Origin of the sequence: Scleromatobacter humisilvae (assembly GCF_023231945.1) — a bacterium.
GTDB lineage: Bacteria > Pseudomonadota > Gammaproteobacteria > Burkholderiales > Burkholderiaceae_C > Scleromatobacter > Scleromatobacter humisilvae.
The window spans coordinates 180,656-203,053 of the sequence record NZ_JAJLJH010000010.1 but is presented as its reverse complement, the minus strand read 5'-3'; the positions used below and the strand labels follow the sequence as shown (position 1 = coordinate 203,053).

General features: G+C 70.9%; 20 protein-coding genes. 13 read left to right on the top strand and 7 right to left on the bottom strand.

All coding sequences use genetic code 11. From position 1 onward, the window contains the following. Positions 1–2: 2 nt before the first annotated feature. From LPC04_RS24440 to LPC04_RS24415, 6 genes are all read left to right on the top strand, one after another. Positions 3–1,787 (top strand): OmpA family protein, encoded by a 1,785-nt coding sequence (locus tag LPC04_RS24440; protein ID WP_275684919.1) that lies wholly within the window; start codon positions 3–5, stop codon positions 1,785–1,787. Between the two features lie 66 nt (positions 1,788–1,853). Next, positions 1,854–2,645 (top strand): ABC transporter permease, encoded by a 792-nt coding sequence (locus LPC04_RS24435; RefSeq protein WP_275684918.1) that lies wholly within the window; start codon positions 1,854–1,856, stop codon positions 2,643–2,645. Beyond that, positions 2,642–3,469 carry an ATP-binding cassette domain-containing protein gene (locus tag LPC04_RS24430; protein ID WP_275684917.1) on the top strand — a complete coding sequence of 276 codons (828 nt, stop codon included), beginning with the start codon at positions 2,642–2,644 and terminating at the stop codon, positions 3,467–3,469. The genes LPC04_RS24435 and LPC04_RS24430 overlap by 4 nt, the downstream gene beginning before the upstream one ends. A gap of 80 nt (positions 3,470–3,549) precedes the next feature. Further along, a complete protein-coding gene (locus LPC04_RS24425) occupies positions 3,550–5,133 on the top strand; it encodes a sensor histidine kinase (protein WP_275684916.1) in 1,584 nt (527 codons plus the stop codon). Continuing rightward, the gene (locus tag LPC04_RS24420; protein ID WP_275684915.1) at positions 5,130–5,849 is read left to right on the top strand and encodes a response regulator; all 720 of its coding nucleotides are present in this window, start codon (positions 5,130–5,132) and stop codon (positions 5,847–5,849) included. Before LPC04_RS24425 ends, LPC04_RS24420 begins: the two co-directional genes overlap by 4 nt. Before the next feature lie 341 nt (positions 5,850–6,190). Then, on the top strand, positions 6,191–6,787 hold the full coding sequence (locus LPC04_RS24415) for a hypothetical protein (protein ID WP_275684914.1): 597 nt from the start codon (positions 6,191–6,193) through the stop codon (positions 6,785–6,787). Positions 6,788–6,793: 6 nt separating this feature from the next. Here LPC04_RS24415 and LPC04_RS24410 read toward each other — a convergent pair whose 3' ends face one another. Beyond that, a complete protein-coding gene (locus tag LPC04_RS24410) occupies positions 6,794–7,870 on the bottom strand; it encodes a CAP domain-containing protein (RefSeq protein WP_275684913.1) in 1,077 nt (358 codons plus the stop codon). A 210-nt stretch (positions 7,871–8,080) separates the two neighbouring features. Here LPC04_RS24410 and LPC04_RS24405 point away from each other — a divergent pair, with 210 nt between their 5' ends. Continuing rightward, positions 8,081–9,331 (top strand): MFS transporter, encoded by a 1,251-nt coding sequence (locus tag LPC04_RS24405; protein ID WP_275684912.1) that lies wholly within the window; start codon positions 8,081–8,083, stop codon positions 9,329–9,331. On the opposite strand, the gene LPC04_RS24400 is transcribed toward LPC04_RS24405, so the two are convergent. Then, complete coding sequence (locus LPC04_RS24400; protein ID WP_275684911.1) at positions 9,328–10,635, bottom strand: class I SAM-dependent methyltransferase; 1,308 nt, start codon at positions 10,633–10,635, stop codon at positions 9,328–9,330. The genes LPC04_RS24405 and LPC04_RS24400 overlap by 4 nt on opposite strands. Before the next feature lie 103 nt (positions 10,636–10,738). Here LPC04_RS24400 and LPC04_RS24395 point away from each other — a divergent pair, with 103 nt between their 5' ends. Further along, a complete protein-coding gene (locus LPC04_RS24395) occupies positions 10,739–12,367 on the top strand; it encodes a glycine betaine ABC transporter substrate-binding protein (protein ID WP_275684910.1) in 1,629 nt (542 codons plus the stop codon). Here LPC04_RS24395 and LPC04_RS24390 read toward each other — a convergent pair. Both LPC04_RS24390 and gorA read right to left on the bottom strand, forming a co-directional pair. Continuing rightward, positions 12,364–12,756: a GFA family protein gene (locus LPC04_RS24390; protein WP_275684909.1), complete on the bottom strand. Its 393-nt coding sequence runs from the start codon at positions 12,754–12,756 to the stop codon at positions 12,364–12,366. The two genes, LPC04_RS24395 and LPC04_RS24390, sit on opposite strands and share 4 nt — an antisense overlap. 11 nt (positions 12,757–12,767) lie before the next feature. After that, positions 12,768–14,159: a glutathione-disulfide reductase gene (gene gorA / locus LPC04_RS24385; protein ID WP_275684908.1), complete on the bottom strand. Its 1,392-nt coding sequence runs from the start codon at positions 14,157–14,159 to the stop codon at positions 12,768–12,770. 213 nt (positions 14,160–14,372) lie between these two features. Between gorA and LPC04_RS24380 the strand changes: the two genes are divergently transcribed. Continuing rightward, positions 14,373–14,699 carry a hypothetical protein gene (locus LPC04_RS24380; protein ID WP_275684907.1) on the top strand — a complete coding sequence of 109 codons (327 nt, stop codon included), beginning with the start codon at positions 14,373–14,375 and terminating at the stop codon, positions 14,697–14,699. Positions 14,700–14,801: 102 nt separating this feature from the next. On the opposite strand, the gene LPC04_RS24375 is transcribed toward LPC04_RS24380, so the two are convergent. Beyond that, positions 14,802–15,428, bottom strand: coding sequence for a tRNA-uridine aminocarboxypropyltransferase (locus LPC04_RS24375; RefSeq protein ID WP_275684906.1), 627 nt, complete (start codon positions 15,426–15,428; stop codon positions 14,802–14,804). Between the two features lie 64 nt (positions 15,429–15,492). On the opposite strand from LPC04_RS24375, the gene LPC04_RS24370 reads away from it, so the two are divergent. After that, on the top strand, positions 15,493–16,008 hold the full coding sequence (locus LPC04_RS24370; protein WP_275684905.1) for a pyridoxamine 5'-phosphate oxidase family protein: 516 nt from the start codon (positions 15,493–15,495) through the stop codon (positions 16,006–16,008). A 63-nt stretch (positions 16,009–16,071) separates the two neighbouring features. On the opposite strand, the gene LPC04_RS24365 is transcribed toward LPC04_RS24370, so the two are convergent. Further along, entirely contained in the window at positions 16,072–16,839 is a 768-nt protein-coding gene (locus LPC04_RS24365; protein WP_275684904.1) for an SDR family NAD(P)-dependent oxidoreductase, read from the bottom strand. Between the two features lie 110 nt (positions 16,840–16,949). Between LPC04_RS24365 and LPC04_RS24360 the strand changes: the two genes are divergently transcribed. From LPC04_RS24360 to LPC04_RS24350, 3 genes are all read left to right on the top strand, one after another. Continuing rightward, positions 16,950–17,858 carry a LysR family transcriptional regulator gene (locus LPC04_RS24360; RefSeq protein ID WP_275684903.1) on the top strand — a complete coding sequence of 303 codons (909 nt, stop codon included), beginning with the start codon at positions 16,950–16,952 and terminating at the stop codon, positions 17,856–17,858. Positions 17,859–17,984: 126 nt separating this feature from the next. Next, a complete protein-coding gene (locus tag LPC04_RS24355; RefSeq protein ID WP_275684902.1) occupies positions 17,985–18,623 on the top strand; it encodes a head GIN domain-containing protein in 639 nt (212 codons plus the stop codon). A 54-nt stretch (positions 18,624–18,677) separates the two neighbouring features. Then, complete coding sequence (locus tag LPC04_RS24350; protein WP_275684901.1) at positions 18,678–20,237, top strand: flavin monoamine oxidase family protein; 1,560 nt, start codon at positions 18,678–18,680, stop codon at positions 20,235–20,237. 54 nt (positions 20,238–20,291) lie between these two features. On the opposite strand, the gene LPC04_RS24345 is transcribed toward LPC04_RS24350, so the two are convergent. Next, positions 20,292–22,373 carry an Ig-like domain-containing protein gene (locus LPC04_RS24345; RefSeq protein ID WP_275684900.1) on the bottom strand — a complete coding sequence of 694 codons (2,082 nt, stop codon included), beginning with the start codon at positions 22,371–22,373 and terminating at the stop codon, positions 20,292–20,294. Positions 22,374–22,398: the final 25 nt, after the last annotated feature.

Here is a 22,398-nt window from a genome sequence, read left to right as displayed (position 1 = left end):
TCATGGCCATCAAGCCGCTCCCCAGACTTCTCCTGATCGTCGCCGCCGTCGGCGGCGCCTGGGTCGGGATCAATCGCTACACGCAGGTCGCGCACGCCCACAGCGTGAGCGCCAGCAGCGTGCCGAGCCAGGCCGACGTGCCGGTCGCAGGCAGCACCGCGACGGCCGCGCAGCCCACGCTCGTGACGTCGACGCTGGCCCCCGCCACCGGCGACTACACGGCGCGCACGCTGCTGCTGCCGTGGAACGCCGAGGCGGGCATCGCGCTTGCGAACGGCGATGCGACGACCGCGGCCGACAGCCTGATGGCGCGCCACGGCGTGCACCTCGCGCTGGAGCGCCAGGACGACTACTCGCAGATGGTCGCCGAGCAGGCGCTGTTCGCGCAGGAGGTCGCCAACGGCGTCGCGCGCCCGGCCAAGGGCGCGGCCTTCGTCGTCATCATGGGCGACGCATTGCCCGGTTATGCCGCGTCGGCCAAGGCGGCGCTCGACAAGCTCGGCCAGCAGATCGAGGTCGTCGGCGCGCTCGGCTACTCGCGCGGCGAGGACAAATGCATGCTACCGGCCGAGGTCGTCGCCGACCCGCAGAAGGCGCGCGGCTCGTTGATCGGCGCGGTGCTGCGCGATGGCGACTGGAACATCTGCATCAAGTACGCGGCCGACAACAGGATCCCGGTCAACGCGGATCCGAAGACGTATGACCCGGACGCAATGAACTTCGTCTCCGTCGGCGCGTTCACCGAGGCCGACGAGAAGCTGATCGCCGCGAGCAAGGGCGCGTGCGAGACGCGTCCCGTCGTCAGCGCCGGCAAGCTGACCGGCGAGTCGCGCCGCGTGTGCCAGAACGGCACCGCGACGTGGACGCCCGGCGACGTCAAGATCGCGCGCGAGGTGGGCGGCCTGGCAGCCGTCGCGTCGACCCGGGAATACATGTGGCAGATGCCTGCCGCCATCATCGGCAACAAGCAATGGATGGCGCAGAACCCGGCGTTCGTGAAGAACCTGCTGGCCGCGTCCTTCGAGGCGAGCGACGCGATCAAGGCCAACGACGCCAACCTGCTCGCCGCGTCGACGGTGATGGCCAAGGTCATGAAGGAGCAGACGCCCGAATGGTGGGCGAAGTACCACCGCGGCGTGGTCGAGAAGGACTCGAAGGGCCTGGACATCCGCCTCGGCGGCTCGACCACCAACAACCTGGCCGACAACCTCTACCTGCTGGGCCTGAACGGCAACGACAACCTCTACAAGCGCGTCTACACGGTCTACGGCGGCATCGCGAAGTCGCTCTATCCGCAGGAGATGCCCGTGGTGCTGCCGTACGAGCAGGTGGTCAACGCCAGCTACGTGCAGGCGCTCGCCAGCGAGGCCACGGCCGCGGCGTCGGCGCGTCCCGCCACGCCGGTGTTCGACGCCAGCGCGCCCGCGACGTCCACGTTCGCCAAGCGCTCGTGGGCCATCGAGTTCGACACGGGCAAGGCGACGTTCCGCCCGCAGGCGATCCCCGTGCTCGACGCGATGCTCGACCAGGTCGCGGTGTCGGGGCTGACGGTGCAGGTGTCGGGGCATACCGACAACGTCGGCGACCCGGCGTCCAACCTCGCACTGTCGAAGCGCCGCGCCGAGGCAGTGAGCGCCTGGCTGCAGGCCAATGCGTCCTCGTCATTCCCGAAGGAACGCGTGCGCACGCGCGCCTACGGCGACCAGCAGCCGGTGGCGGCCAACGACACGGCCGAGGGCCGGGCGCGCAACCGCCGGGTCGACATCGCGCTCGTCCGCACCGAATGACGCGCGATGCCTGAGGCGCGAGCCGCCCCGTCGACAGACGCGGGCGGCTCGCCACGGAGAAGACTCTTGAGACCCGTCAATCTGCTGTTGCCTTTCACGCCCGTGCGCGCGCGCTGGGTGCAGGCCATGGTCGCCGTGCAGGCGGTCGCGGCCGTCGCGCTGTGGGCGCTGAGCGGCTCGAGGACGCTGCCGTCGCCGATGGAGGTCGGCCGCGCGTGGATCGATCTCGTGCAGCACCAGGGCCTGCTGTTCGAGCTGTGGGCCAGCGTCAAGGTGAGCGTGGTCGCGCTCGTGCTGTCGACGCTGGCGGCCGTCGCGATGGCCTGCCTCGCGACGGCGCCCGTGTTCATGCCGCTGGCGCGCCTCGCGGCCACGATGCGCTTCCTCGGCTTCGCGGGGCTGACCTACGTCTTCATGCTGATGTCCAGCGACGCGACCGCGCTGCGCGTCTGGATCCTCGCCTTCGGCATGTTCGTGTTCATGGTGACGGCGCTGCTCGCCGACCTCGCGGCCACGTCGCGCGATCCGGTCGACCACTGCCGCACGCTGGGCATGCGCCACTGGCGCATCACCGGCGAGGTGGTGGTGCTGGGCAAGGCCGACGTGATCCTGGACCTGATGCGCCAGAACGCCGCCGTCGGCTGGACGCTGCTGACGCTGGTCGAGGGCATGACGCGCTCGGCCGGCGGCATCGGCGCGATGCTGCTGAACCAGAACCGCTACTTCCTGCTCGCCGGCGTGTTCGCGATCCAGGCCACGATCCTCGCGTTCGGCCTCGCGCAGGACGCGCTGCTCTCGCTGGTCAAGGACGCCGCGTGCCCGTGGAGCGCGCTCGGCAAGCAACAAGGAACGACATGACCGGACACCCCGTCTACACGGTCGGCGAACGCCTGCTCACGATCGACAACGTGTGCGTGCGCCACGACCGCACCATCCTCGAAGGCGTCAGCGGACGCATCGACAACCTCCGGCGCGAGCGCCTGCAGCAGGGCCAGGTCGTGGGCCTGCTGGGGCCGTCGGGCATCGGCAAGTCGCAGCTGTTCCGCTGCATCGCCGGCCTGCAGAAGCCGACGTCGGGCAGCGTCCGGCTCAACGGTTCGCAGCGCGAGGTGCAGGCGGGCGAGGTGGGCGTCGTCGCGCAGAACTATCCGCTGTTCAACCACCGCAGCGTGTGGGGCAACCTGATGCTGGCCGCGACGCGCCATGGCCGCAACCAGCACGACGCCGCCGATGCCTGCGTCGCGCTGCTGGAGAAGTTCGGCCTGCTGGACCACGCGAAGTGCCACCCGATGATGCTGTCGGGCGGCCAGCGCCAGCGCGTCGCGATCGCGCAGCAGCTGCTGTGCAGCTCGCACTTCCTGTTGATGGACGAGCCGTTCTCGGGGCTGGACCCGCTCGCGAAGTCGGCCGTGTGCGAGACGCTGGTCGACGTGTCGACCACGCACGAGCTCAACACCATCATCGTGGTGACGCACGACATCGAGAGCGCCATCCGCATCTCCGACACGCTGTGGCTGCTGGGCCGCAACCGCGACGCGAGCGGCCAGCCCAGCGGGGGCGCCTCGATCCAGCAGACCTACGACCTGGCCGGCATGGGGCTCGCGTGGGATCCCGACATCGAGTCGCGTGCGGAATTCCGCGAACTGGCCGCGGCGCTGAAGGCGCGCTTCGCGACGCTGTGATGGCGCGGCCGGGCAGCGCGGCATCGGCGGGCTTCTGGCGCGCGCTGGCGGAGGCTGCAATGTCTGGTACGGTTGCCACGATGACGGACGACGACGCGATTCCCCCCCGCCGCATGGCCCGCTGGCCATGGGCCTGGGCCTGCGCGGTGTGGGCCGCAGCCTGGCTGCTGATGCTGGGCCTGGACAAGCACATCGGCCTGGCGCAGGCGGCGATCACGCTGGTGCTGGCGTCGGCGCTGGCCGCGATCTGGCTGCCGACGCTGGCGTCGCTGGCCACCACCACGCTGGCCGTGGCGGCCTTCGACTGGTTCCTCGTGCCGCCCAAGCACGCGTTCGCGGTGGAGCTGACCGAGGACATGCTGCTGCTCGCGGAGATCCTGGTCCTGAGCTGGGTGGTGACGGGCCTGCTCGCGCGCGGCCGCGTGCTCGCGTCGCGCGCGCGCCGCAGCGCCCGCCACGCCGACCAGATGCGCCGCCTCGGCGATGCGCTGCGCGACACCGAAGACCCGCTGCGCCGCGGCGAGGCGCTGCGCGCGTCGCTGCAGGACCTGCTGGGCGGGCCGCCGCGGCTGCTGCTGCTGCGCAACGAGACGCCGGCGCCGGCGGACGACGACGCCTCGACGACGCTGGGCGATCCGAGCGCCGACGACCTCGTCGGCCTGTGGCACTGCGTGCGCCTGTGCCGCCAGTTCGGCCCCGGCACCGGCCACGAGCAGGAGCTTCCGGCGCTCTACCTGCCGCTGCGCGGCACGGAGGACGAGGCCTTCGGCGCGGCGATGATCGCGGTCAACCCGGCCGAGCCCGTCGACGACGAGGTGCTCGTGCAGGCCCAGGCGCTGTGCGACCAGATGGGCCAGCTGCTGCATCGCGCCCGCACGCAGCGCGAGGCCGAGTCGGCGCAGGCGCGTGCGCAGGGGCAGGCGGTGCGCAACGCGCTGCTGGCCGCGATCTCGCACGACTACCGCACGCCGCTGGCCGCCATCATGGGCGCGGCGTCGTCGCTGCGCGACCAGGGCGGCAAGCTCGCGCCGGAGCAGCGCCAGCGCCTGGCCCAGAGCATCGTCACCGAGACGCGCCAGCTGAGCCGTCTCACCGACAATACGCTGCAACTCGTGCGCCTCGACGCGCCCGGCGTGCAGCTGCACCTCGATTGGGAATCGCCCGACGAGCTCGCCGGCGTAGCCATCGACCGCGCCCGCAAGCACCACGACCCGGAGCGCCGCATCAAGGTGTGGGCCGAACCGGGCCTGCCGCTGGTGCGCTGCGACGCCGTCCTGTTCTCGCAGATGCTGGAAAACCTGATCGACAACGCGATGAAGTACAGCGATCCGCCCGCGCCGGTGGAGCTGACGGTGCGCCGCCACGGGCAGCACATCGTCTTCGCCGTGCGCGACAACGGCCCCGGCATCGAGCCACAATGGCGCGAGAAGATCTTCGACGTCTTCCAGCGCGGCGACTGGCGCTCCGGCAGCAGCAACAGCGCGGCCCAGCGCGGCGCCGGCGTGGGGCTGGCTGTCTGCCGCTCGATCGCACTCGCGCACGGCGGCGAGCTCAGGCTGCGCCAGCCCGCGCAGGGCGGCTCGAGCTTCGAATGCTGGCTGCCGGAGCAGGACTCGCCCGGCGTCGAGGATCGCGAATCGACGCTGGACGGAGGGCGCCCATGACGCTGCGTGTCCTGCTGGTCGAGGACGACCGCGAACTGTGCCGCACGCTCAAGGACGCGATGACGGCGGAAGGCTACGAGGTCTTCACTGCCGCCAGCCTCAGCGAGGCCTTCGCGCTGATGACCGGCCTCGGCGCGCGGCCGACCGCCGGCGGCGCGCCGGTCGACATGGTGCTGCTCGATCTGGGCCTGCCCGACGGCGACGGCGAACAGCTGCTGGTCGAACTGCGCCGCAAGCACGCGGTGCCGCTGATCGTCATCTCGGCGCGCGAGAGCGACGGCCAGAAGGTGCGCCTGCTCGACGCCGGCGCCGACGACTACCTCGTCAAGCCCTTCAGCATCCGCGAGCTGCTCGCGCGCATGCGCGTGGGGCTGCGCCATCGCGGCACCAGTGTCTCGCCGGCGATCACGCGCTACGCCGTCGGCGCGCTCAGCATCGATCTCGGCACGCGCGAGGTGCTGCTCGCCGGCGAGCAGGTGCATCTCACGCCCACCGAATTCAACCTGCTCGCGCGACTGGTGCGCAGCGCGGGCCAGGTCGTCACGCACCGGCAGCTGCTGATGGACGTGTGGGGCGCCGAGTTCACGGAGCACACGCACTACCTGCGGCTGTACATGGCGCAGCTGCGCGGCAAGCTGGAGGACAACCCGGCGGATCCGCAGTTGCTGATGAACGAGCCCGGAGTCGGTTATCGGATCGTCGAACCGCAGGGCTGATCGCGGCTCATCGACGGCGCGCAGGAACACGGCGAAACCGGCCGTTTGGCGCGGGGCAGTTTGGCCAGGGCTGTAGAGAATCGATCGCATGGACCGGTGCGGACAACGCTGTTCGTCGCTGCACCGGCGTCGCGGTTCTTCAACGGTGTGCGTGCGCCATGTCGCTTCAATTCAAGAGTCTTTATCGGGGGCTGTGTCTGGCCGTGCTTGCCGAGTCGGCGCTGGCGGGGCCGGGGCTGGGTTCGAACGTGAGGCCAAGCGATTGCGGGCCGAGGGATGCGGACAGTACGTGCGCGACGAGCGTGGCCAGGGCGCCGGTGGCGGCTCCGCCGCCATCCTTCATGACCGGATCGATCCTTTACGACGGCCCGCTGGGCGGCGTTCCGCCCACCAACTACGCGTACTGGGGTTTCGACTTCGTGGCGGACGCCACCGGTGCCTCCAGCCCGGTGCGTCTCGACGAATTCATCAACCGCAGCACCGTCCCGGTCACCATCACGCTGAGCTTCAACTTCCCCACGGATCACGCCTGCGAAAGGAACTGCCTGCCCGGCGTGCAATTCCAGACCGGCCCCGGCTGGCGCACGCTCGGTCCGCTCTACACCAGGTCCGGCGACCTGGCCTGGGTCTCGTGGACCTTTGCGCCGGGCATCGGCTACGGTTGGGTGATCAACATGTACGATTCGTGGAATCCGCGACTCACCGTCAGCGTCCCCTTCGGCTCGATGACAACGCTCGAGGAGGTCGGCATGCCGACGCACCCCGAGGAGGCCACCGAGATCCCCGCGGTGCTCGGGTCGTGCTACTGCTGGGATGGCACCTTCGCGGCCTGCTCGGACGGCGACCACTTCTCGAATGGCCTTCTGGGGCCGTTCTATTTGAACTGGGACAACTACATCCGCGCTGGTGCCTTCAACAACTGCCAGGCGCAACGGTAGCGCCATTCATGGCGACCCCGTGGTGAACGACCAGGTGCGATTCACGGACTGGATCGCACCGGTCGGAAACTGACGGGTGCTCCCCGAGAAGACGACCCGGTAGGTGGTGCCGGGCGACAGCGGCGCCAGTGGAACGGCGGCGATGAACGACTCGGGCGTGGCGAAGTTCGGATCGTTCGCGTTGGTCAGCAGATGCGTGGGCACGACGTTGCCGGTCGCGACATTGGTCAAGGTGAATTGCGTCGCCGCGATGCTCTGGCCTTCCGCCACGTTGAGGGAGGCGGGTGTTCCCAAGGTCAGGACGTCTTGCGTCGGCACGGGGTTGGGGCTCTCGTTGCCCAGGCGCAGCGGGACGTTGCTCGCCCCGTCGAGGGGCCACACGGCGACGCCGTTGATCGATGGCTGTGCGGACTGGCCCGCCCCGCGAACCGTGTCGTATCCGGGCTTGGTCAGGTCGATGACGAGCGGCGTCGTGACGCTGGCCGCGCTGGCGCCGGACCGTCCGACCCCGACGTCCACCGGCTCGAATGCGAGAAGTGCCGCGCGGTGATAGGCCGAATTGACCAGGATGTCGACGCCGGCCGACGCCGGGCCCTGGGCCATGACCTCGCTTCCCTCAATCGGCACATAGCCAAACGCCTCGTCCCGCCGCGCCCAGTTCACGCCCGTGAACCCCGGCGTGCCGGACACCTCGTCATGCGTGAACGAGTCGTTCGTGACCATCCACGCCGCATGCGACTGCGCCGCCTGATCCATCTTCGTGTTCTGCGCCAGCATCCCCAGCCCGGCCGACAGGCGGATCTCGTTGAGCCGTTTGAACGCGGCGAGACGATCGGCGTCGTAGTCCACGGGGGTCGGCACCGTGAGCTGGGCGGCGATGGGCGCGGCCGGCGAAGGCGTGGGCGCAGGGGGCGCCGGGGCCGGCGGCGGCGACGGGGTGGGAGCCTCGCCACCACCGCCCCCGCCGCAGGCCACCAGCGCACCCGTCAACGCGCTGGCCGCGGCCAGCGTGAACAGCGCGCCCAACGAGCGCCAACGGCCCGCATCCCGGGCCAGCGGGCCGAGTTCAGCGAACGAATCCATCCAGGTGCCTCCTTGAGTTGATGCCCGGTCGTGCGGCATCGACCCAGCTCGACGCCGCCGACACGAGCGAGCGCCATGCTTCCATGTCGTCCCGGATCGCCCAAGCCACGAAGTCGCCTGTTCAAGGGATGGCCACGTCCCCCGGTGTAATTCGGTCGGTTAATCGACCATTTGGCGCGCCACGACACCCCTCGCCGCACAATCGACGTCATGCGAACTCCCTCCTGGTGGCTGCCGGCCGGTGTCGAACCCGCGGCGGGTTGGCTGCTGGCCAGCCGGATGCTGCGCGGCTTCGCCGATGGCTACGTCGCGGTGCTGCTGCCGGCCTACCTGCGTTCGCTGGGGATGAGCGTGGTCGAGATCGGCGTGCTGAGCACGCTCACGCTGGCCGGCTCGGCGGCCGCGACGATCGCGGTCGGCGCGCTCGGCCACCGCTATCCGGCATCGCGCCTGATGCTCGCCGCGGCGTGGACGATGGTGGCCACCGGCCTGGGCTTCGCGGGCTTCAGCGCCTTCTGGCCGCTTGCGCTGGTGGCCTTCGTCGGTACGCTCAATCCGAGCTCGGGCGACGTCAGCGTCTTCCTGCCGCTGGAGCACGCGCGGCTGGCGCGCGCGGCCGCCGACAGCCGCGCGCGCACCGCGCTGTTCTCGCGCTACGCGCTCGCGGGCGGCCTGAGCGCGGCGATCGGCGCGCTTGCCTCGGCCTGGCCGGCGTGGTGGCGCGCGCATGTCGGCGGCGACGTGCAGGCCGCGATGCGCGCGATGTTCGTGCTGTACGCGTTGATCGGCGGCGTGGTCGCGCTGCTCTATCGCGGCTTCATCGCGCACGAGCACCGCGATCGCGCGGCGGCCGGCGACGCGTCGGCCGCGAACCTCGATGCGCCGCAGCCGCTCGGGCCGTCGCGCGGCATCGTGATGCGGCTGGCCGGGCTGTTCTGCATCGACTCGTTCGCCGGCGGCCTGCTGGTCAACTCGATCATGGCGCTGTGGTTGTTCCAGCGCTTCGGGCTGTCGCTGGCGCATACCGGCCAGTTCTTCTTCGCGTCGGGCCTGATGATGACCGCCTCGCAGTTGCTCGCCCCGCCGCTCGCGCGCCGCTTCGGACTCGTCAACACGATGACGTTCACGCACATCCCGGCCAGCCTGTTCCTGATCGCGGCGTCGTTCGCCACCAGCCTGCCGATGGCGCTGGTGCTGCTGCTGCTGCGCGGGGTGCTGTCGTCGATGGACGTGCCCGCGCGCAACGCCTTCGTGATGGCCGTCGTCACGCCGCCCGAGCGCGCGGCCGCCGCCAGCTTCACGGCCGTGCCGCGCAGCCTCGCGTCGGCGCTGGGTCCGACCATCGGCGCCTCGCTGCTGGCCAGCGGCGTGCTGGCCGCGCCGTTGATCGCCTGCGGCGTGCTGAAGATCACCTACGACCTGCTGCTGCTCGCCCAGTTCAGGCGGCACCCGGTCGACTAGGCGGGTTCGGCCAGCAGCGTCTCGAGGCAGTGCTCGCGGATGCCGTAGAACTGCTTCAGTTCCGCGATCTGCGCCAGCACGTCGGCGCGCCGGCGCTCGGCCTGCGGCGTGTCCTGACGGCCTGGTCGGCGCACCGCGAGGATCATCTTGTTCTTGCTGGTGTGCTCCAGCGCGACGAACTCGAACACCTGCGCGTCGTACCCGTGCGCCTCGAGCAGCAGCGCGCGCAGGCCGTCGGTCACCATCTCGGCCTGCTGGCCCAGGTGGATGCCATGCTGCAGCATCGGCTTGAGCAGCGACGGCATCTGCATCTGCGGCCGGATCTGCTTGTGGCAGCACGGCGAGCACATGATGATGGACGCGCCCGCGCGGATGCCGGTGTGCAGCGCGTGGTCGGTGGCGGTATCGCAGGCGTGCAGCGCGATCATCACGTCGAGCCGCTCGGGCACGAAGCTGCTGACGTCGCCGGCCTCGAAGCGCAGGCCTTGCAGCTTGCACCTGGCGATCGCGTCGTTGCACAGCTTGACGAGATCGGGCCGCAGCTCCACGCCGACGACGTCCAGCGCACGCGGCGCGCCGGCCGCCTGCCGGCGCAGCCAGTCGTGCAGCGCGAAGGTGAGGTAGCCCTTGCCGGCGCCGAAGTCGACGACGTTGAGCGGCGCGGTCGCGGCGATGCCCGCCGACTCGAGCGCGTGCGACATCACCTCGACGAACTTGTTGATCTGCTTCCACTTGCGCGCCATCGCCGGCACCAGCTCGTGGCGCGCGGTGGTCACGCCCAGTTCGACGAGGAAGGGCGCGTCCAGGCTCAGGTAGCGGTGCTTCTGGCGGTCGTGCGACGCGGGCTCGTCGTCGCTCGCGGCGGCGACCGCATCGCGCGTCGCATCGTCCGCATTGGCCTTGGCGCGATGCAGCGTGTAGCGGCCCTTGCGGCTCATCATCAGCTGCAGCTCGGCGTCGCGCGCGAACAGGTGCGCGTGCGCGAAACGCGCGCCCACGAGCGCGGCGATCGTCTCGAGCGCCGCGTCGATCGGCTCGTTTTTCGTGATGTCCCTGGTGCGATGCTTGAACACGAACGACAGCACGCGCTCGCCGCGCAGCAGCAGCGGGCGCGCCGTGACGCGCTCGAGGTCGTCGCCCTTGGCCACCGGCTTGCTGAGCAGCACGCGCGTGACGCTGCCATCGGCGACGCCTTGCGCCAGCGCGTCGAGGAAGCGCTCGCGCTGCGCGAGATCGGCCAGCGACGCGGTGCCGGCATTGAGCGAGGCGGCGTCGGCGGCGGTTTCAACGGATTCAGGGGACACGGGGCGGCACGAGGTAAGCGAATGCTGCATTTTCCCGCAGCCCGTGCTTTCGGGCCACGGCCGTGCGACGATAGCCCTCCTTCGCAACTGCCGTGGATCCCGCATGAGACTGGCCTGCCTGCCGGCCGCCAAGCGCCTGCTCGCGTCGCTGGCGGCCGCCGCGACCACCGCCGCGCTGTTCGCCATCGCACCGATCGCGCGCGCCGCGGACAAGCAGATCAACGCCGTCCCGCGCGCGCTCGCGCTGGCGCCGGCGTCCGCGGCGTCGACCAGCACCGAGGGCGCGCTGATCGTCGGCTCCAAGCGCTTCACGGAGTCGTACATCCTGGGCGAGATCCTGCGCCAGACCGCGGCGACCGCGGGCCCGGCCGAACACCGGCAGGGCCTGGGCAACACCGCCGTCGTGCTGGCCGCGCTGAAGGCCGGCGCGATCGATGTCTACCCCGAATACCTGGGCACGATCGATGCCGAGATCCTGGGCCACCGCGCGCCCGCCTCGCGAGAGGTCATCGCCAGGGAGCTCGCCGAGCAAGGGCTGGGGCTGGGCGCGGCGCTGGGCTTCGCCAACGGCTACGCGCTCGCGATGCCCGCCGACGAGGCCGAGCGCCTGCACATCGCGAAGATCAGCGACCTCGCCGACCACCCCGACATCGTGCTGGGCCTGTCGCACGAATTCCTCGGCCGCGGCGACGGCTGGCCCGGCCTGTCGAAGCGCTACGGCCTGACGGCGCGGCCGCTGGGCATCGACCACGGCCTGTCGTACGACGCGATGGCCAGCGGCAAGATCGCCGTCACCGACATCTACACCACCGACGCCCAGATCGCGCCGCGCCACCTGCGCGTGCTGGCCGACGACAAGGACTACTTCCCGCACTACGACGCCGTGCTGCTGTATCGCCTCGACGCCGCCACGCGCCACCCGGCGCAGTGGCAGGCGCTGCAAGGCCTGGCCAACCGCATCCCGGCCGCGGCGATGATCGCGATGAACGGCCGCGCCGAGCTGCGCCACGAGCCCTTCGCCGACATCGCCAAGGACTTCCTGGGTGGCCACCTCGACGTCTCCGCGCCCGTCGCGGACGACGCGCACAGCGGCCACATCGGGCAGCGCTTCCTCGCGCGCCTGCTCGCCGCCGACCTGATGCCGCTGCTGGGCCAGCACCTGCTGCTTGTCGCCGTGGCCGTGCTCTGCGCGACCTTGCTGGGCGTGCCGCTGGGCGCCGCGGCCGCGGCCTGGCCACGCAGCGAGGGCCCGGTGATGGCGACGGTGGGTGTGCTGCAGACGATCCCGTCGCTGGCGCTGCTGGCGATGCTGATCCCGCTGCTGGGCCGCATCGGCACGGGGCCCGCGCTGGTCGCGCTGACGCTCTATGCGCTGCTGCCGATCGCGCGCAACACGGCCACCGGCCTGCTGGGCGTGCCCGCCGGCCTGCGCGAGGCCGGCACTGCGCTGGGCCTGACGCCCGCGCAGCGCTGGCGCGCCGTCGACGTGCGGCTGGCGCTGCCGACGATCATGGCCGGCATCGGCACCGCGGCCGTCATCACGGTGGGCACCGCCACCATCGCGGCCTTCGTCGGCGCCGGCGGCCTGGGCGACCGCATCGTCACCGGCCTGGCCCTGAACGACCACGCGATGCTGCTTGCCGGCGCGGTGCCGGCCGCGGTGCTGGCGCTGCTCGTGCAGGGACTGTTCGCGTTGACAGAGCGACTCGCGACGCCTCGTTCCGCGGCCTAGCCTTCCGACCGTCCCGTTCCTTCGCGATCGCGCTCGTAGTGCTTCGCGAGCGGGAACGGCGGCAGCCACGACTCGCGGCGGACGACCCAGTTCTCGTAGGTCGGCACCAGTTGGTCGGGGGCATCCAACGACCCGAGGTGCACCTCGACTTCATCGCCGAAGCGCGCGAAGACGGACGAGCCGCAACGCGGGCAGAAATGGCGTCCGGCCCAGTCGCGCGTGTCGCCCGCGATCGCCACCGCGTCCTGCGGGAAGATCGCCGCGGCGTAGAAGAGGGCGCCGTGGTGCTTGCGGCAGTCCAGGCAATGGCACAGGCCGACGCGATGCGGCTCGCCCGTCGCGACGAGGCGCACGTCGCCGCAGAGGCAGCCGCCGGTGAATCGCTCCATGGCGCGCACTCCTAACCGGCGACTGGAGCGGCCGGCGGCTGCACGGCCTGCGCGACGCGGCGCACCGGCGTGCGCATCAGCATGAACTCCTCGGCCAGCGTCGGGTGCACGGCGATTGTCTGGTCGAAGTCCGACTTCCTCGCGCCGCAGGTCACGGCCACGGCCAGGCTCTGGATGATCTCGGGCGCGTCGGGGCCGATCATCTGCGCGCCCAGCACGCGCTGGTCGAGGCCGTCGACCACGAGCTTCATGAACGTGCGCTGCGTGCCGCCCACGAAGGCCGTCTTCATCGGGCGGAAGTCGGCGGCGTAGATGTCCACCGGCCCGCGGAGCGCGGCCTGCTGCTCGGTCAGGCCGACGGTGCCGATGGGCGGATCGGTGAACACGGCGCTGGCGACGACGCGGTGGTCGACGCGCTTCGGATCCTTGTCGAACTCGGTGTCGGCGAACGCGCGCGCCTCGGCGATGGCCACCGGCGTCAGGTTGACGCGGTCGGTGACGTCGCCGACGGCCCAGATCGTCGAGACGGCGGTGCGGCTCTCGGTGTCGACGACGATCGCGCCCTTCGCGTTGAGCTGCACGCCGACGTCCGTCAACCCGAGGCCCGCGGTGTTGGGCTTGCGGCCGGTGGCGTTGAGCGCGGCCTTGGCGCGCAGCACGCTGCCGTCGGCGCGGTGCAGCGCGAAGCCGGCGTCATCGCGCTCGAGCCTTGTCAACGCCACGCCGCAGGCCAGCGTGATGCCGCGTTCGCCGAGCGCGAGCGCGAGGCGTCCGCGCAGCTCGGCATCGAAGCCGCGCAGCGGATGGCTGTCGCGATAGGCCAGCGTCACCTTCGCGCCGAGCCCGGCCAGGATGCTCGCGAACTCCACCGCGATGTAGCCGCCGCCGATCACCAGCAGCGACTCGGGCACCTCGCGCAGGTCGAGCACCTCGTTGGAGGTCATCGCCGCGGCCAGGCCGGGAAACGCGTCGGCCGAGGGCGCGCCGCCGGTCGCCACGAGGATGCGCGGCGCGGCGAGACGGCGGCCGTCGACGTCGACCTCGCAGCCCGACGCCAGCCGTCCGCGGCCGCGCACGATCTCGACGCCGCCGTTGGCCAGCATCTCGTCGTAGATCTTCTCGAGGCGGTCGATCTCGCGCTTCTTCGCGTCGGCCCAGCGCGGCATCTCGAAACGCGCCTGCACGTCGCTCCAGCCGAAGCCTTCGGCGTCCCGGAACTGATGCGCGAAGCCGGCCGCGTACATCATCAGCTTCTTGGGCACGCAGCCGCGGATCACGCAGGTGCCGCCGAAGCGGTCGGCCTCGACGATCGCGACCTTGGCGCCCAGCGCCGCCGCGCGCCGCGAGCCGGCCACGCCGCCCGAGCCGCCGCCGATCACGATCAGGTCGTGGGTCATCTCCATGAAGATCTCCGCGCTTGCGCTTGAGTGAGGGCTGCAATGCTCGCAGAGTTTGCGAGTCCGCGCGACGGCGGGGGCAACTCGACCGCAGCGCCGCCGCGTTACGCAAGCAGCGTTTCCTTACAGGAGCGGCACTCGGTTTGCCGCGTTTTCCTTCGCCAGGAATCCCGGCGGGTGCCGAGCTTCCGCAACACACTCAACTCTGGAGAGATCCCCATGCAAAGCTATCAGAAGAAGCTGTCCGCCGTCGCCGCCGCCGCGGCCCTGCTGGCCGGCATCGGCGCTGCCGTCGCCCAGTCGACCGACACCACGACGACGACCACCACCCAATCCACGCCGGCCGCGACGACCGACAGCAGCTCGATGTCGAACAGCGCGACCACGACGGCCGATCCGGCCTCGACGCTGAACAGCACCGCGCCGACCGACACGACGACCACGACCACGACGGACACCACCGCCGCGCCGGCCGCCTCGTCCACCGACACCTCGGTCGCCCCGGCCGCCGACGCCACGCCCGCGCCGCGTTCCGACCGCAACTGAGCGCGCCGTTCCGAGTGACCCGGGCTCCCCGCTCGCCCGCGAGGGCGGGCCTTCGGAGCGCGGACCGATCGCCGCCGTGTCCGTCCGGCACGGCGGCGATCTTCATTCCGGGCCACGCCCGCGTGACGCGCGCGAGGCCCCGTCCGCGACGAAGCGGTCGAAGGCGGCCAGCAGCGGCGCATAGCGTCCCGGCGCGTCCTCGATGCGCGCGAGCGCCGCGCAGGCCGCCTCGAGCGTGCTCAGTTGCGCGGGCCGGCGCGCCTTGCGCAGCGCGGCATAGCGCGCCGGCGCGGGCGGTTCGATCACCCATCTCGGCAAGGACTGCAGCAAAGGATTCGCATGCAGCATGCGAAGGCTCTTGCGCCACGTCCCGTCGAGCACGACCAGGCGCGCCGGCGGCGCCGGCGGCGCGAAGATTTGTGTCAGTCCCGTACCCGCTGCCGTATCCGCCGGGTAAAGGAGTGCGCTGCCGGATACATCACCGTCGAGCAAGGCCAGCAGCGCCGCCGGCTCGAAGAACTCGCCGACGACCGCGCGGCAGCGCACGAGTCCCAGGCGCAGCAGGCGAGCGCTGTTCTTGGCCTCGCCGGCCTCGTCGGGATGCTGCAGCACGAGCACCTCGACCATGTTGTCCACGCGCGGCACGAGCGCGCACACGCAGGTGCGCGCGGGCAGGCCGCAGCGCTCGCAGCGTGCGCGTCGGGTCGAGGAAGGCGGCGTGTCGGTCATCGGATGCGCGGGCCCCGGCCTTGCCGCGAGCAGGCAAACACGACACCTTACAGGAGTTCATCGCATGTACGACGCACACGACCAGACGGCCCAGGGCCAGGGCAAGCTCACCGAGCTGATCAAGGACATCAAGTTCGCGATGTTCACCACGCACAAGCCCAACCACGGCCACCTGCACTCGCGGCCGATGACGACGCAGAACGCCAGGCACGTCGACGACAACGCGCTGTGGTTCTTCATGTCGCGCTCGGGCGACCCCGTCGCCGAGTTCGAGGGCGACGACCAGGTCAACGTGTCGTATGCCAACCCGAGCTCGGACACGTACGTCTCCGTCTCGGGCGTGGCCGAGATCGTCGAGGACCAGGCCAGGAAGCAGGCGCTGTGGAACAAGGGCGCCGAGGCCTGGTTCAAGGGCGGCATCACCGACCCCGACCTCGCGCTGGTGCGCGTGCGCATCGAGCACGCCGACTATTGGGACGTCAAGGAAAGCAAGCTCGTCCAGCTGTACAAGATGGCCGAGGCCTCGGTCACCGGCAAGCCGCCGAAGATGGGCGAGCACGGGCACATCCGTCCGCACTGATCGCGCGCACTGCCAATGAAAACGCGGGCTCGATTCCCGCGTCTTTCGTGGCGCAGGGGGTGTTCAGATGAACATGCCGCCCGACACCTCGATGCGCTGCGCGTTGATCCAGCCGCTCGGGTCGGTCAGCAGCGCGGCGACCGCGTTGCCGATGTCGTCGGGCAGGCCGGCGCGGCCCAGTGCGGTCTGCGAGGCGACGAAGGCGTTGAGCTGCGCGTTGTCGCGCACGCGGCCGCCGCCGAAGTCGGTGGCGATCGCGCCCGGGGCGATCGTGTTGACGGCGATGCCGCGCGCGCCCAGCTCCTTGGCCAGGTAGCGCGTCAGCACCTCGACGCCGCCCTTCATCGCCGCATAGGCCGCGTAGCCGGGCAGCGCGAAGCGGGCCAGGCCGCTGGACGTGTTGAGGATGCGGCCGCCGTCCTTGATCAGCGGCAGCAGCTTCTGCGTCAGGAAGAACGTGCCCTTCAAGTGCACGTTGAACAGCAGGTCGAAGTCGTCCTCGGTCGTCTCGGCGACGGTGGCGTGGGCGACGCCCATGCCGGCGTTGTTGACGAGGTAGTCGAAGTCCGCGCGCTGCCAGGTCGCCGACAGCGCGGCCTTCACGCGCTGCGTGAACGCCGCGAAGCTCCTGCTGTCGCCGGCGTCCAGCTGCAGCGCGACGGCCTTGCGGCCCAGCGCCTCGACCTGGCGCACGACCTCGTGCGCCTCGGCCTCGTTGCTCTTGTACGTGAGGATCGCGTCGACGCCGCGCTCGGCGAGCTTCAGCACGGCGCTGCGGCCGAGGCCGCGGCTGCCGCCGGTGACGAGGGCGATGGTGGGGGTCGTGGTCATGTCGGTGCTCCGGTTGTTGAATCGATTGGAGGGACTTTAGGAATTTCCGCCTGGCGGATAAAGTCCGCAACCAACGCCACACTGTTCCGCCAAACAGAACAATTGCCGCCATGGACCTGCACGAACTGCGCATCTTCGCCACCGTGGCCGAGCTGGCGAGCTTCAGCCGCGCCGCCGAACAGCTGGGCCTGGCCAAGGGGCGCGTGTCGACGGCCGTGCAACAGCTCGAGGCGCAGCTGGGCACGCGGCTGCTTCAGCGCACGACGCGCAGCGTGCGCGTGACGCCCGACGGCGAGCGCTTCCTCGACCGCTGCAAGGAGCTGCTGACCGAGGCCGAGCAGCTGCAGGCGATGTTCCAGCCGGCGTCCAGCGGACTGACCGGCCGGCTGCGCATCGACCTGCCCAACACCCTGGCCCGCGACTTCGTCCTGCCGCGGCTGCCCGAGTTCCTCGCCGCGCACCCGCTGCTGGAGGTCGGCATCAGCACCACCGACCGCCGCGTCGACCTCGTGCACGAGGGCTTCGATTGCGTGCTGCGCGTGGGCGCGCTGGTCGACTCCGACCTCGTCGCGCGCCCGCTGGGCTTCCTGCGCATGCGCAACGTCGCCAGCCCCGCCTACCTGCGCGCGCACGGCACGCCGCAAACGCTGGCCGACCTCGCGCAGCATCGCGTCGTCCACTACATGCCCTCGCTCAACGCACAGGGCGCGGGCTGGGACTATGTCGACGCCGGCGGCCAGCACCGCACGCTGCCCATGCGTGCGCACGTGACGGTCAACGGCACCGACGCCTACCAGGCCGCCGCGCTGGCCGGGCTGGGGCTGATCCAGGCGCCGGCGCTCGGCACCGAGCCCTTGATCGCCGCCGGCCGGCTGGTCGACGTGCTGCCGGAGTTCCGCGCGCCGGCGATGCCGGTCTCGCTGATGCTGCCTCACCGGCGCCAGCTCGCGCCGCGCGTCCAGGCGGTGATGGCCTGGCTGACGCAGGTGATCGCGCCGCAGCTGTCGCCCATGGCCTGAGCCTCGCTCCGTCGCGCGCAAAGACGTCGCGTCCCGCCCAGCCGCACCTCGTCGCACCGGCGTGGCCGCGCGCGAATCGCGTTCCTAGAATCGATTTCATCCGACCACCTCATCACAAGGAACGCCATGCGCCACGCCCTGACCCTCTCGCTTGCCACCGCCGCCGCCCTGTTCGCGCTGCAGGCCCATGCCGCCGACGAGATGCGCAGCGTCGCGCCGTTCAGCGCGATCTCCAACTCGGGGCCGGTCAATCTGCACATCGAGGTCGGCAAGGTGCAGTCGGTGCGGGTCAGCGGGACGGACGACCTGGTGGCCGACCTGCGGACCGAGGTCGTCGACAACGAGCTGCGCCTGCACATGAACCGCGACACCACCAACTTCAACCGCAACCACGACGCGCTCAACGTGACGATCACCGTGCCGCAGCTCACCGCGTTCACGATGGCAGGCGCCGGCGAGACGACGATCACGCACATGAGCGGTGACAGGCTCGAGGTGCGCTTCGGCGGCGCCGGCAGCCTCAAGGCCGACGGCACGGTGAAGAACCTGACGATGAACGTCGGCGGCGTCGGCTCGATCGACACGCGCGAGCTGCATGCCGAGACGGCCAGGGTCAACGTGGGCGGCGTCGGCTCGGTCAAGGTGTGGGCCAGCAACGAGCTCGACGCCAGCCTCGGCGGCGTGGGCTCGCTGACCTATTACGGCGACCCGAAGACGGTCAACACGCACGGCGGCGGGCTGGGCAGCATCACCAAGGCGAGGTGACGCGGCGCGTGGGCGCGGGGGACAATGCGCCGCATCCCCGCAATCGCGTCCCGAATGAACTCCCACGACATCGTCATCGCCGGCGGCGGCATCGCCGGCCTGTATTGCGCGCGCCAGCTGGCCGACGCCGGCCACCGCATCCTGATCCTCGAGGCCTCGTCCGACCGCTGGGGCGGCCGCATCGAGACCGAGGATCTCGACGGCTTCATCGCCGAGATGGGCCCGATGCGCTTCGAGCCGACGCTGCAGCCGCGCTTCGCCAAGCTGTGCGGCGAGCTGGGCGTCGAGCTGGTGGACTTCGCCGGCCCGACCGGCGAGACCATCGTCGCGCCCGACGACGACCTCACGCCCGAGGAACAGGGCCTGAACTCGCTCCAGCTGCTGCGGCGCGGCATCATGCTGATCATGGGCCGCGCGCCCGACGACCAGGCCTGGATCGACGGCCTCACCGAGGTCGACTACACGCGCCTGCGCAAGCACGCGCAGCTGCACGGCCAGCCGCTGTGGGCCACGGGCTTCTGGAACGCGCTGTCGGCGCAGGGCATCCTCAGCCACCGCGCCGTCGTCAAGCTGCGCGACACCGGCACCTTCTATCACATGATCCCGGAGAACCTGAACGCCGCCGAGTGGATCATCTGGTGGCTGCGCGCGCTGAAGACGGTGGGCCAGCAGCTCGCGAGCATCGCGGGCGGGTCGTCGCGGCTGTCCGACGGCCTGATGGACGTGCTGCGCGCGCATCCCAACGTCACGCTGGCCGGCGGGCATACCCTGCTGGGTTTCCGACCGAGCGGCCTCGGCGCGCGCGCGCTGGAGCTCGACGTGCGCACCAACAGCGGCACGGCGACCCTCGTCGCGCAGCGGCTGATCCTGGCGATGCCGCGGCTGCCGCTGGTCAAGCTGGCGCAGCACCTGCCGGAGCACGTGGCCTCGCAGCTCGACTCGGTCAACGGCTTTCCGATGCTCAAGGTCTTCTTCGTCAGCAACGCGCCCTGGTGGGACTACGACCAGCCGCCGCAGCAGCACGCCAACTGCATGCCCACGCGCGAGATCCACTACTTCCGCCGCCCGCGCGAAGCCGATGCCGACGGCCACGGCATGATCCTGCTGTACATGGACACGCCGGCCACCGAGTTCTGGCGCCACTACGTCATCGACACCGAGCGCCACGACCGCGCGGAGCTGGACCAGAACGGCCGCATCGTCGACGCGTTCGCGCTGTTCGTCGCGCGCGACGTCAAGCGCGCGCTCGAGGGCCACGAGGACGGCGAGCGCCCGGTGCGGCTGACCGAGAGCGCGCGCAAGCTGTTCAACGACATGACGCTGGACCAGGCGACCGCCTACATCCGCAACTCCATCATCACGTACGGCCTGCGCGACTGGGCGCGCGCGCCCTACGGCGCCGCCAACCACGGCTGGCAGCCGGGCGTGCGCAGCTGGAAGGTGATGGACTGCTTCAAGGCCTTCGACTTCGGCAGCGGCGCGAAGAACGTGCACATCGTCGGCGAGGCCTACTCCGACTACCAGGGCTTCATCGAGGGCGCGTTGAACAGCGCGGAGCTGGCGCTGCAGACGATTCCCGCGCGCGTCGACGCCGAACCGGAATCGGAAGGCTGAAAGAAGAAGGGCGCGCCCTCGCGGACGCACCCTTGGCGGCGGGTCGCGGCGCGATCAGTTCGTCTTCGTATAGACGTTGGTGCGGTACTGGTCGTAGCTGCCGTCGAGGTTGGTCAGGCGCTCCATCACGTAGACGTTGTTGCCCGAGGTCGCGAGCAGCGTCCAGGTGCGCGTCTGGCCCCAGTTGTAGCCGTTGGCGACGTTCCACGCGATGTCGCCAGGGCTGCAGAAACCGACGCCGCTGCTGTCCGACTCGCAGTAGTAGCGGGTCAGCGACTCGGTGCCGTCCTTGAGCACCGTCCACGTGCCCAGCGGCGTCTGCAGCGCCGAAGACCCCGGAACGCTGGAGCCGGCGCCGGTGCCGTTCTGCAGCAGGTCGATGTAGAACTGGCCGGTCGCCAGGCCGGCGTTGATGTAGCTCAGGTAGTCGTTCGTGGCGCTGGCCGTGGTGAACGACAGGCCCGGCGTGACCTTGACGACCGCCGCGTCGTAGACCCAGGTCTGCGCGCCGTTGACGAGGCCGGACGTCAGCCAGCGCTCCTCGCCCTTCGGGCCGGTGAACAGGCGCGTGTAGCTGAACGACGCGCCGGTGGGCAGCGTCACGACCAGGCTGCCGCCGGTGATCGCGTACGTGCCCGTGACGCCGGTGCGCTCGTACAGCACGTGCGTCGCGTCGACGATCTTGAGCGTGTCCTGGTTCGTGTAGTTCGCGGTGCCCGGATCGAAGTCCGTGGTCAGCACGCCGGCCCACTCGGTGCCGACCGCGAAGTCGGTGTCGTGGAAGGCCTGCGTCGCCGTCACGATTGTCTCGGTCAGCCAGGTCTCGGGCAGCGCCTTGGTGTTGCCGTTGTCCGGGCCTTGCGTGAACGTGGTGCTGCCGACGAACGCCTGCGTGGCGGTGCCGGTGCCCAGCTGGCGCACCTTGAAGCCGAAGTCGGTCTCGGTCGCCGGCCACTGGTTGCCGTCGGAAGCGATGTCGTAGGTGGTGGACGTGATCGGCTTGTCGTAGGCGACGTCGATCTCCGAGCCGTTGACCTGCCACGTCGCGGTCTGCGCGGGGGCGCCCGCGACGACGGCGGTGCCGTCGGCCTTCAGCGTCATCTTCGTGACGCCGTTGGCGCCCGCGCCCTGGCCCAGCGTCAGCACCATGTCGACATCCGCCGCGCCGGCGGCGGGCGCGGGCGGCGCGACGGCGATCGCCGGATCGGCCAGCACCGCCGCCTGCGTCGCGTTGAAGACGGTGGCATTGGTCGTCGCCTGCGTCGTGACGAAGCTCGCGTACGCGGTCGGATCGGCGACGAGCGCCAGCGTGTTGGCCGCGCCGCTGGGCAGCGCGACGCCGGCATCGGCCACCAGCTTGATGGCGGTGGCCATCTGCAGCGTCTGCGCGGACGAGAACTGGCCCTGCGCGGCGGCGATGTCCGCGCTGCTGGCCGGCGTCTTGCCGAGCGCCTGCGCGGCGAGCACGGCCTCGGCGGTGGTGACGTTGGTGACGTTGGCTGCCGGCAGCGCCGCCGCGGTGACGCTGCCATCGGTCGCGGCGACGGCGGCGGTGGCGCTGGCGTCGCCCACCAGGCTGGACAGCACGACGTTGGCCTGCGCGCCCACGCCCGTGGCCTTGAGCGTGATGAAGGCGGACGGCGTGGTCGTCGTGACGTCCACCGAGTAGTTGCCGTCCGCGTCCGCCGTGACGGCCGGCAGCGCCGTGCCGCCGACGGTCAGCACGACCTGCGCGCCGGGCATCGCGGCGTCGCGCACCGTGCCCTTGACCGTCATGTGCGCCGCGACGGACAGCGCGACGGCGGCCACGGAGGTCTTGTCGCCGACGGTCAGCGTGTACTGCAGGGTGTCCGCGCCGAAATAGCCGGCGGCGGGCGTGTAGACGATGCCGGTGCCGCTGACGACGGCCGTGCCGTGCGCCGGCGCGGTGGTGACGGCGATGCTCGCGCTGCCGTTGGCGATGGTGTCGTTGGACGTGACGGCCAGCGTGGTCGCGGTGTTCCAGGGGACGGTGGCCGCGTCGTTCGAGGCGGTGGCCTGCGCGGCCGGGGAGTCGCTGCCACCACAGGCGGTCAGGGCGGTGAGGGAGGCTGCGGCGATGGCCGTGGGGATCCAGCGCGTCGGGAACAAGTGCATTCGGGCTCCAGGGGTGAGGATGGGT

Coding starts and splice junctions, on each gene's coding strand:
- LPC04_RS24440 (WP_275684919.1), top strand. CDS start 3: ATGGCCATCAAGCCGCTCCCCAGACTTCTCCTGATCGTCGCCGCCGTC.
- LPC04_RS24430 (WP_275684917.1), top strand. CDS start 2,642: ATGACCGGACACCCCGTCTACACGGTCGGCGAACGCCTGCTCACGATC.
- LPC04_RS24425 (WP_275684916.1), top strand. CDS start 3,550: ATGACGGACGACGACGCGATTCCCCCCCGCCGCATGGCCCGCTGGCCA.
- LPC04_RS24420 (WP_275684915.1), top strand. CDS start 5,130: ATGACGCTGCGTGTCCTGCTGGTCGAGGACGACCGCGAACTGTGCCGC.
- LPC04_RS24415 (WP_275684914.1), top strand. CDS start 6,191: ATGACCGGATCGATCCTTTACGACGGCCCGCTGGGCGGCGTTCCGCCC.
- LPC04_RS24410 (WP_275684913.1), bottom strand. CDS start 7,870: ATGGATTCGTTCGCTGAACTCGGCCCGCTGGCCCGGGATGCGGGCCGT.
- LPC04_RS24405 (WP_275684912.1), top strand. CDS start 8,081: ATGCGAACTCCCTCCTGGTGGCTGCCGGCCGGTGTCGAACCCGCGGCG.
- LPC04_RS24395 (WP_275684910.1), top strand. CDS start 10,739: ATGAGACTGGCCTGCCTGCCGGCCGCCAAGCGCCTGCTCGCGTCGCTG.
- LPC04_RS24390 (WP_275684909.1), bottom strand. CDS start 12,756: ATGGAGCGATTCACCGGCGGCTGCCTCTGCGGCGACGTGCGCCTCGTC.
- gorA (WP_275684908.1), bottom strand. CDS start 14,159: ATGGAGATGACCCACGACCTGATCGTGATCGGCGGCGGCTCGGGCGGC.
- LPC04_RS24380 (WP_275684907.1), top strand. CDS start 14,373: ATGCAAAGCTATCAGAAGAAGCTGTCCGCCGTCGCCGCCGCCGCGGCC.
- LPC04_RS24375 (WP_275684906.1), bottom strand. CDS start 15,428: ATGACCGACACGCCGCCTTCCTCGACCCGACGCGCACGCTGCGAGCGC.
- LPC04_RS24370 (WP_275684905.1), top strand. CDS start 15,493: ATGTACGACGCACACGACCAGACGGCCCAGGGCCAGGGCAAGCTCACC.
- LPC04_RS24365 (WP_275684904.1), bottom strand. CDS start 16,839: ATGACCACGACCCCCACCATCGCCCTCGTCACCGGCGGCAGCCGCGGC.
- LPC04_RS24360 (WP_275684903.1), top strand. CDS start 16,950: ATGGACCTGCACGAACTGCGCATCTTCGCCACCGTGGCCGAGCTGGCG.
- LPC04_RS24355 (WP_275684902.1), top strand. CDS start 17,985: ATGCGCCACGCCCTGACCCTCTCGCTTGCCACCGCCGCCGCCCTGTTC.
- LPC04_RS24350 (WP_275684901.1), top strand. CDS start 18,678: ATGAACTCCCACGACATCGTCATCGCCGGCGGCGGCATCGCCGGCCTG.
- LPC04_RS24345 (WP_275684900.1), bottom strand. CDS start 22,373: ATGCACTTGTTCCCGACGCGCTGGATCCCCACGGCCATCGCCGCAGCC.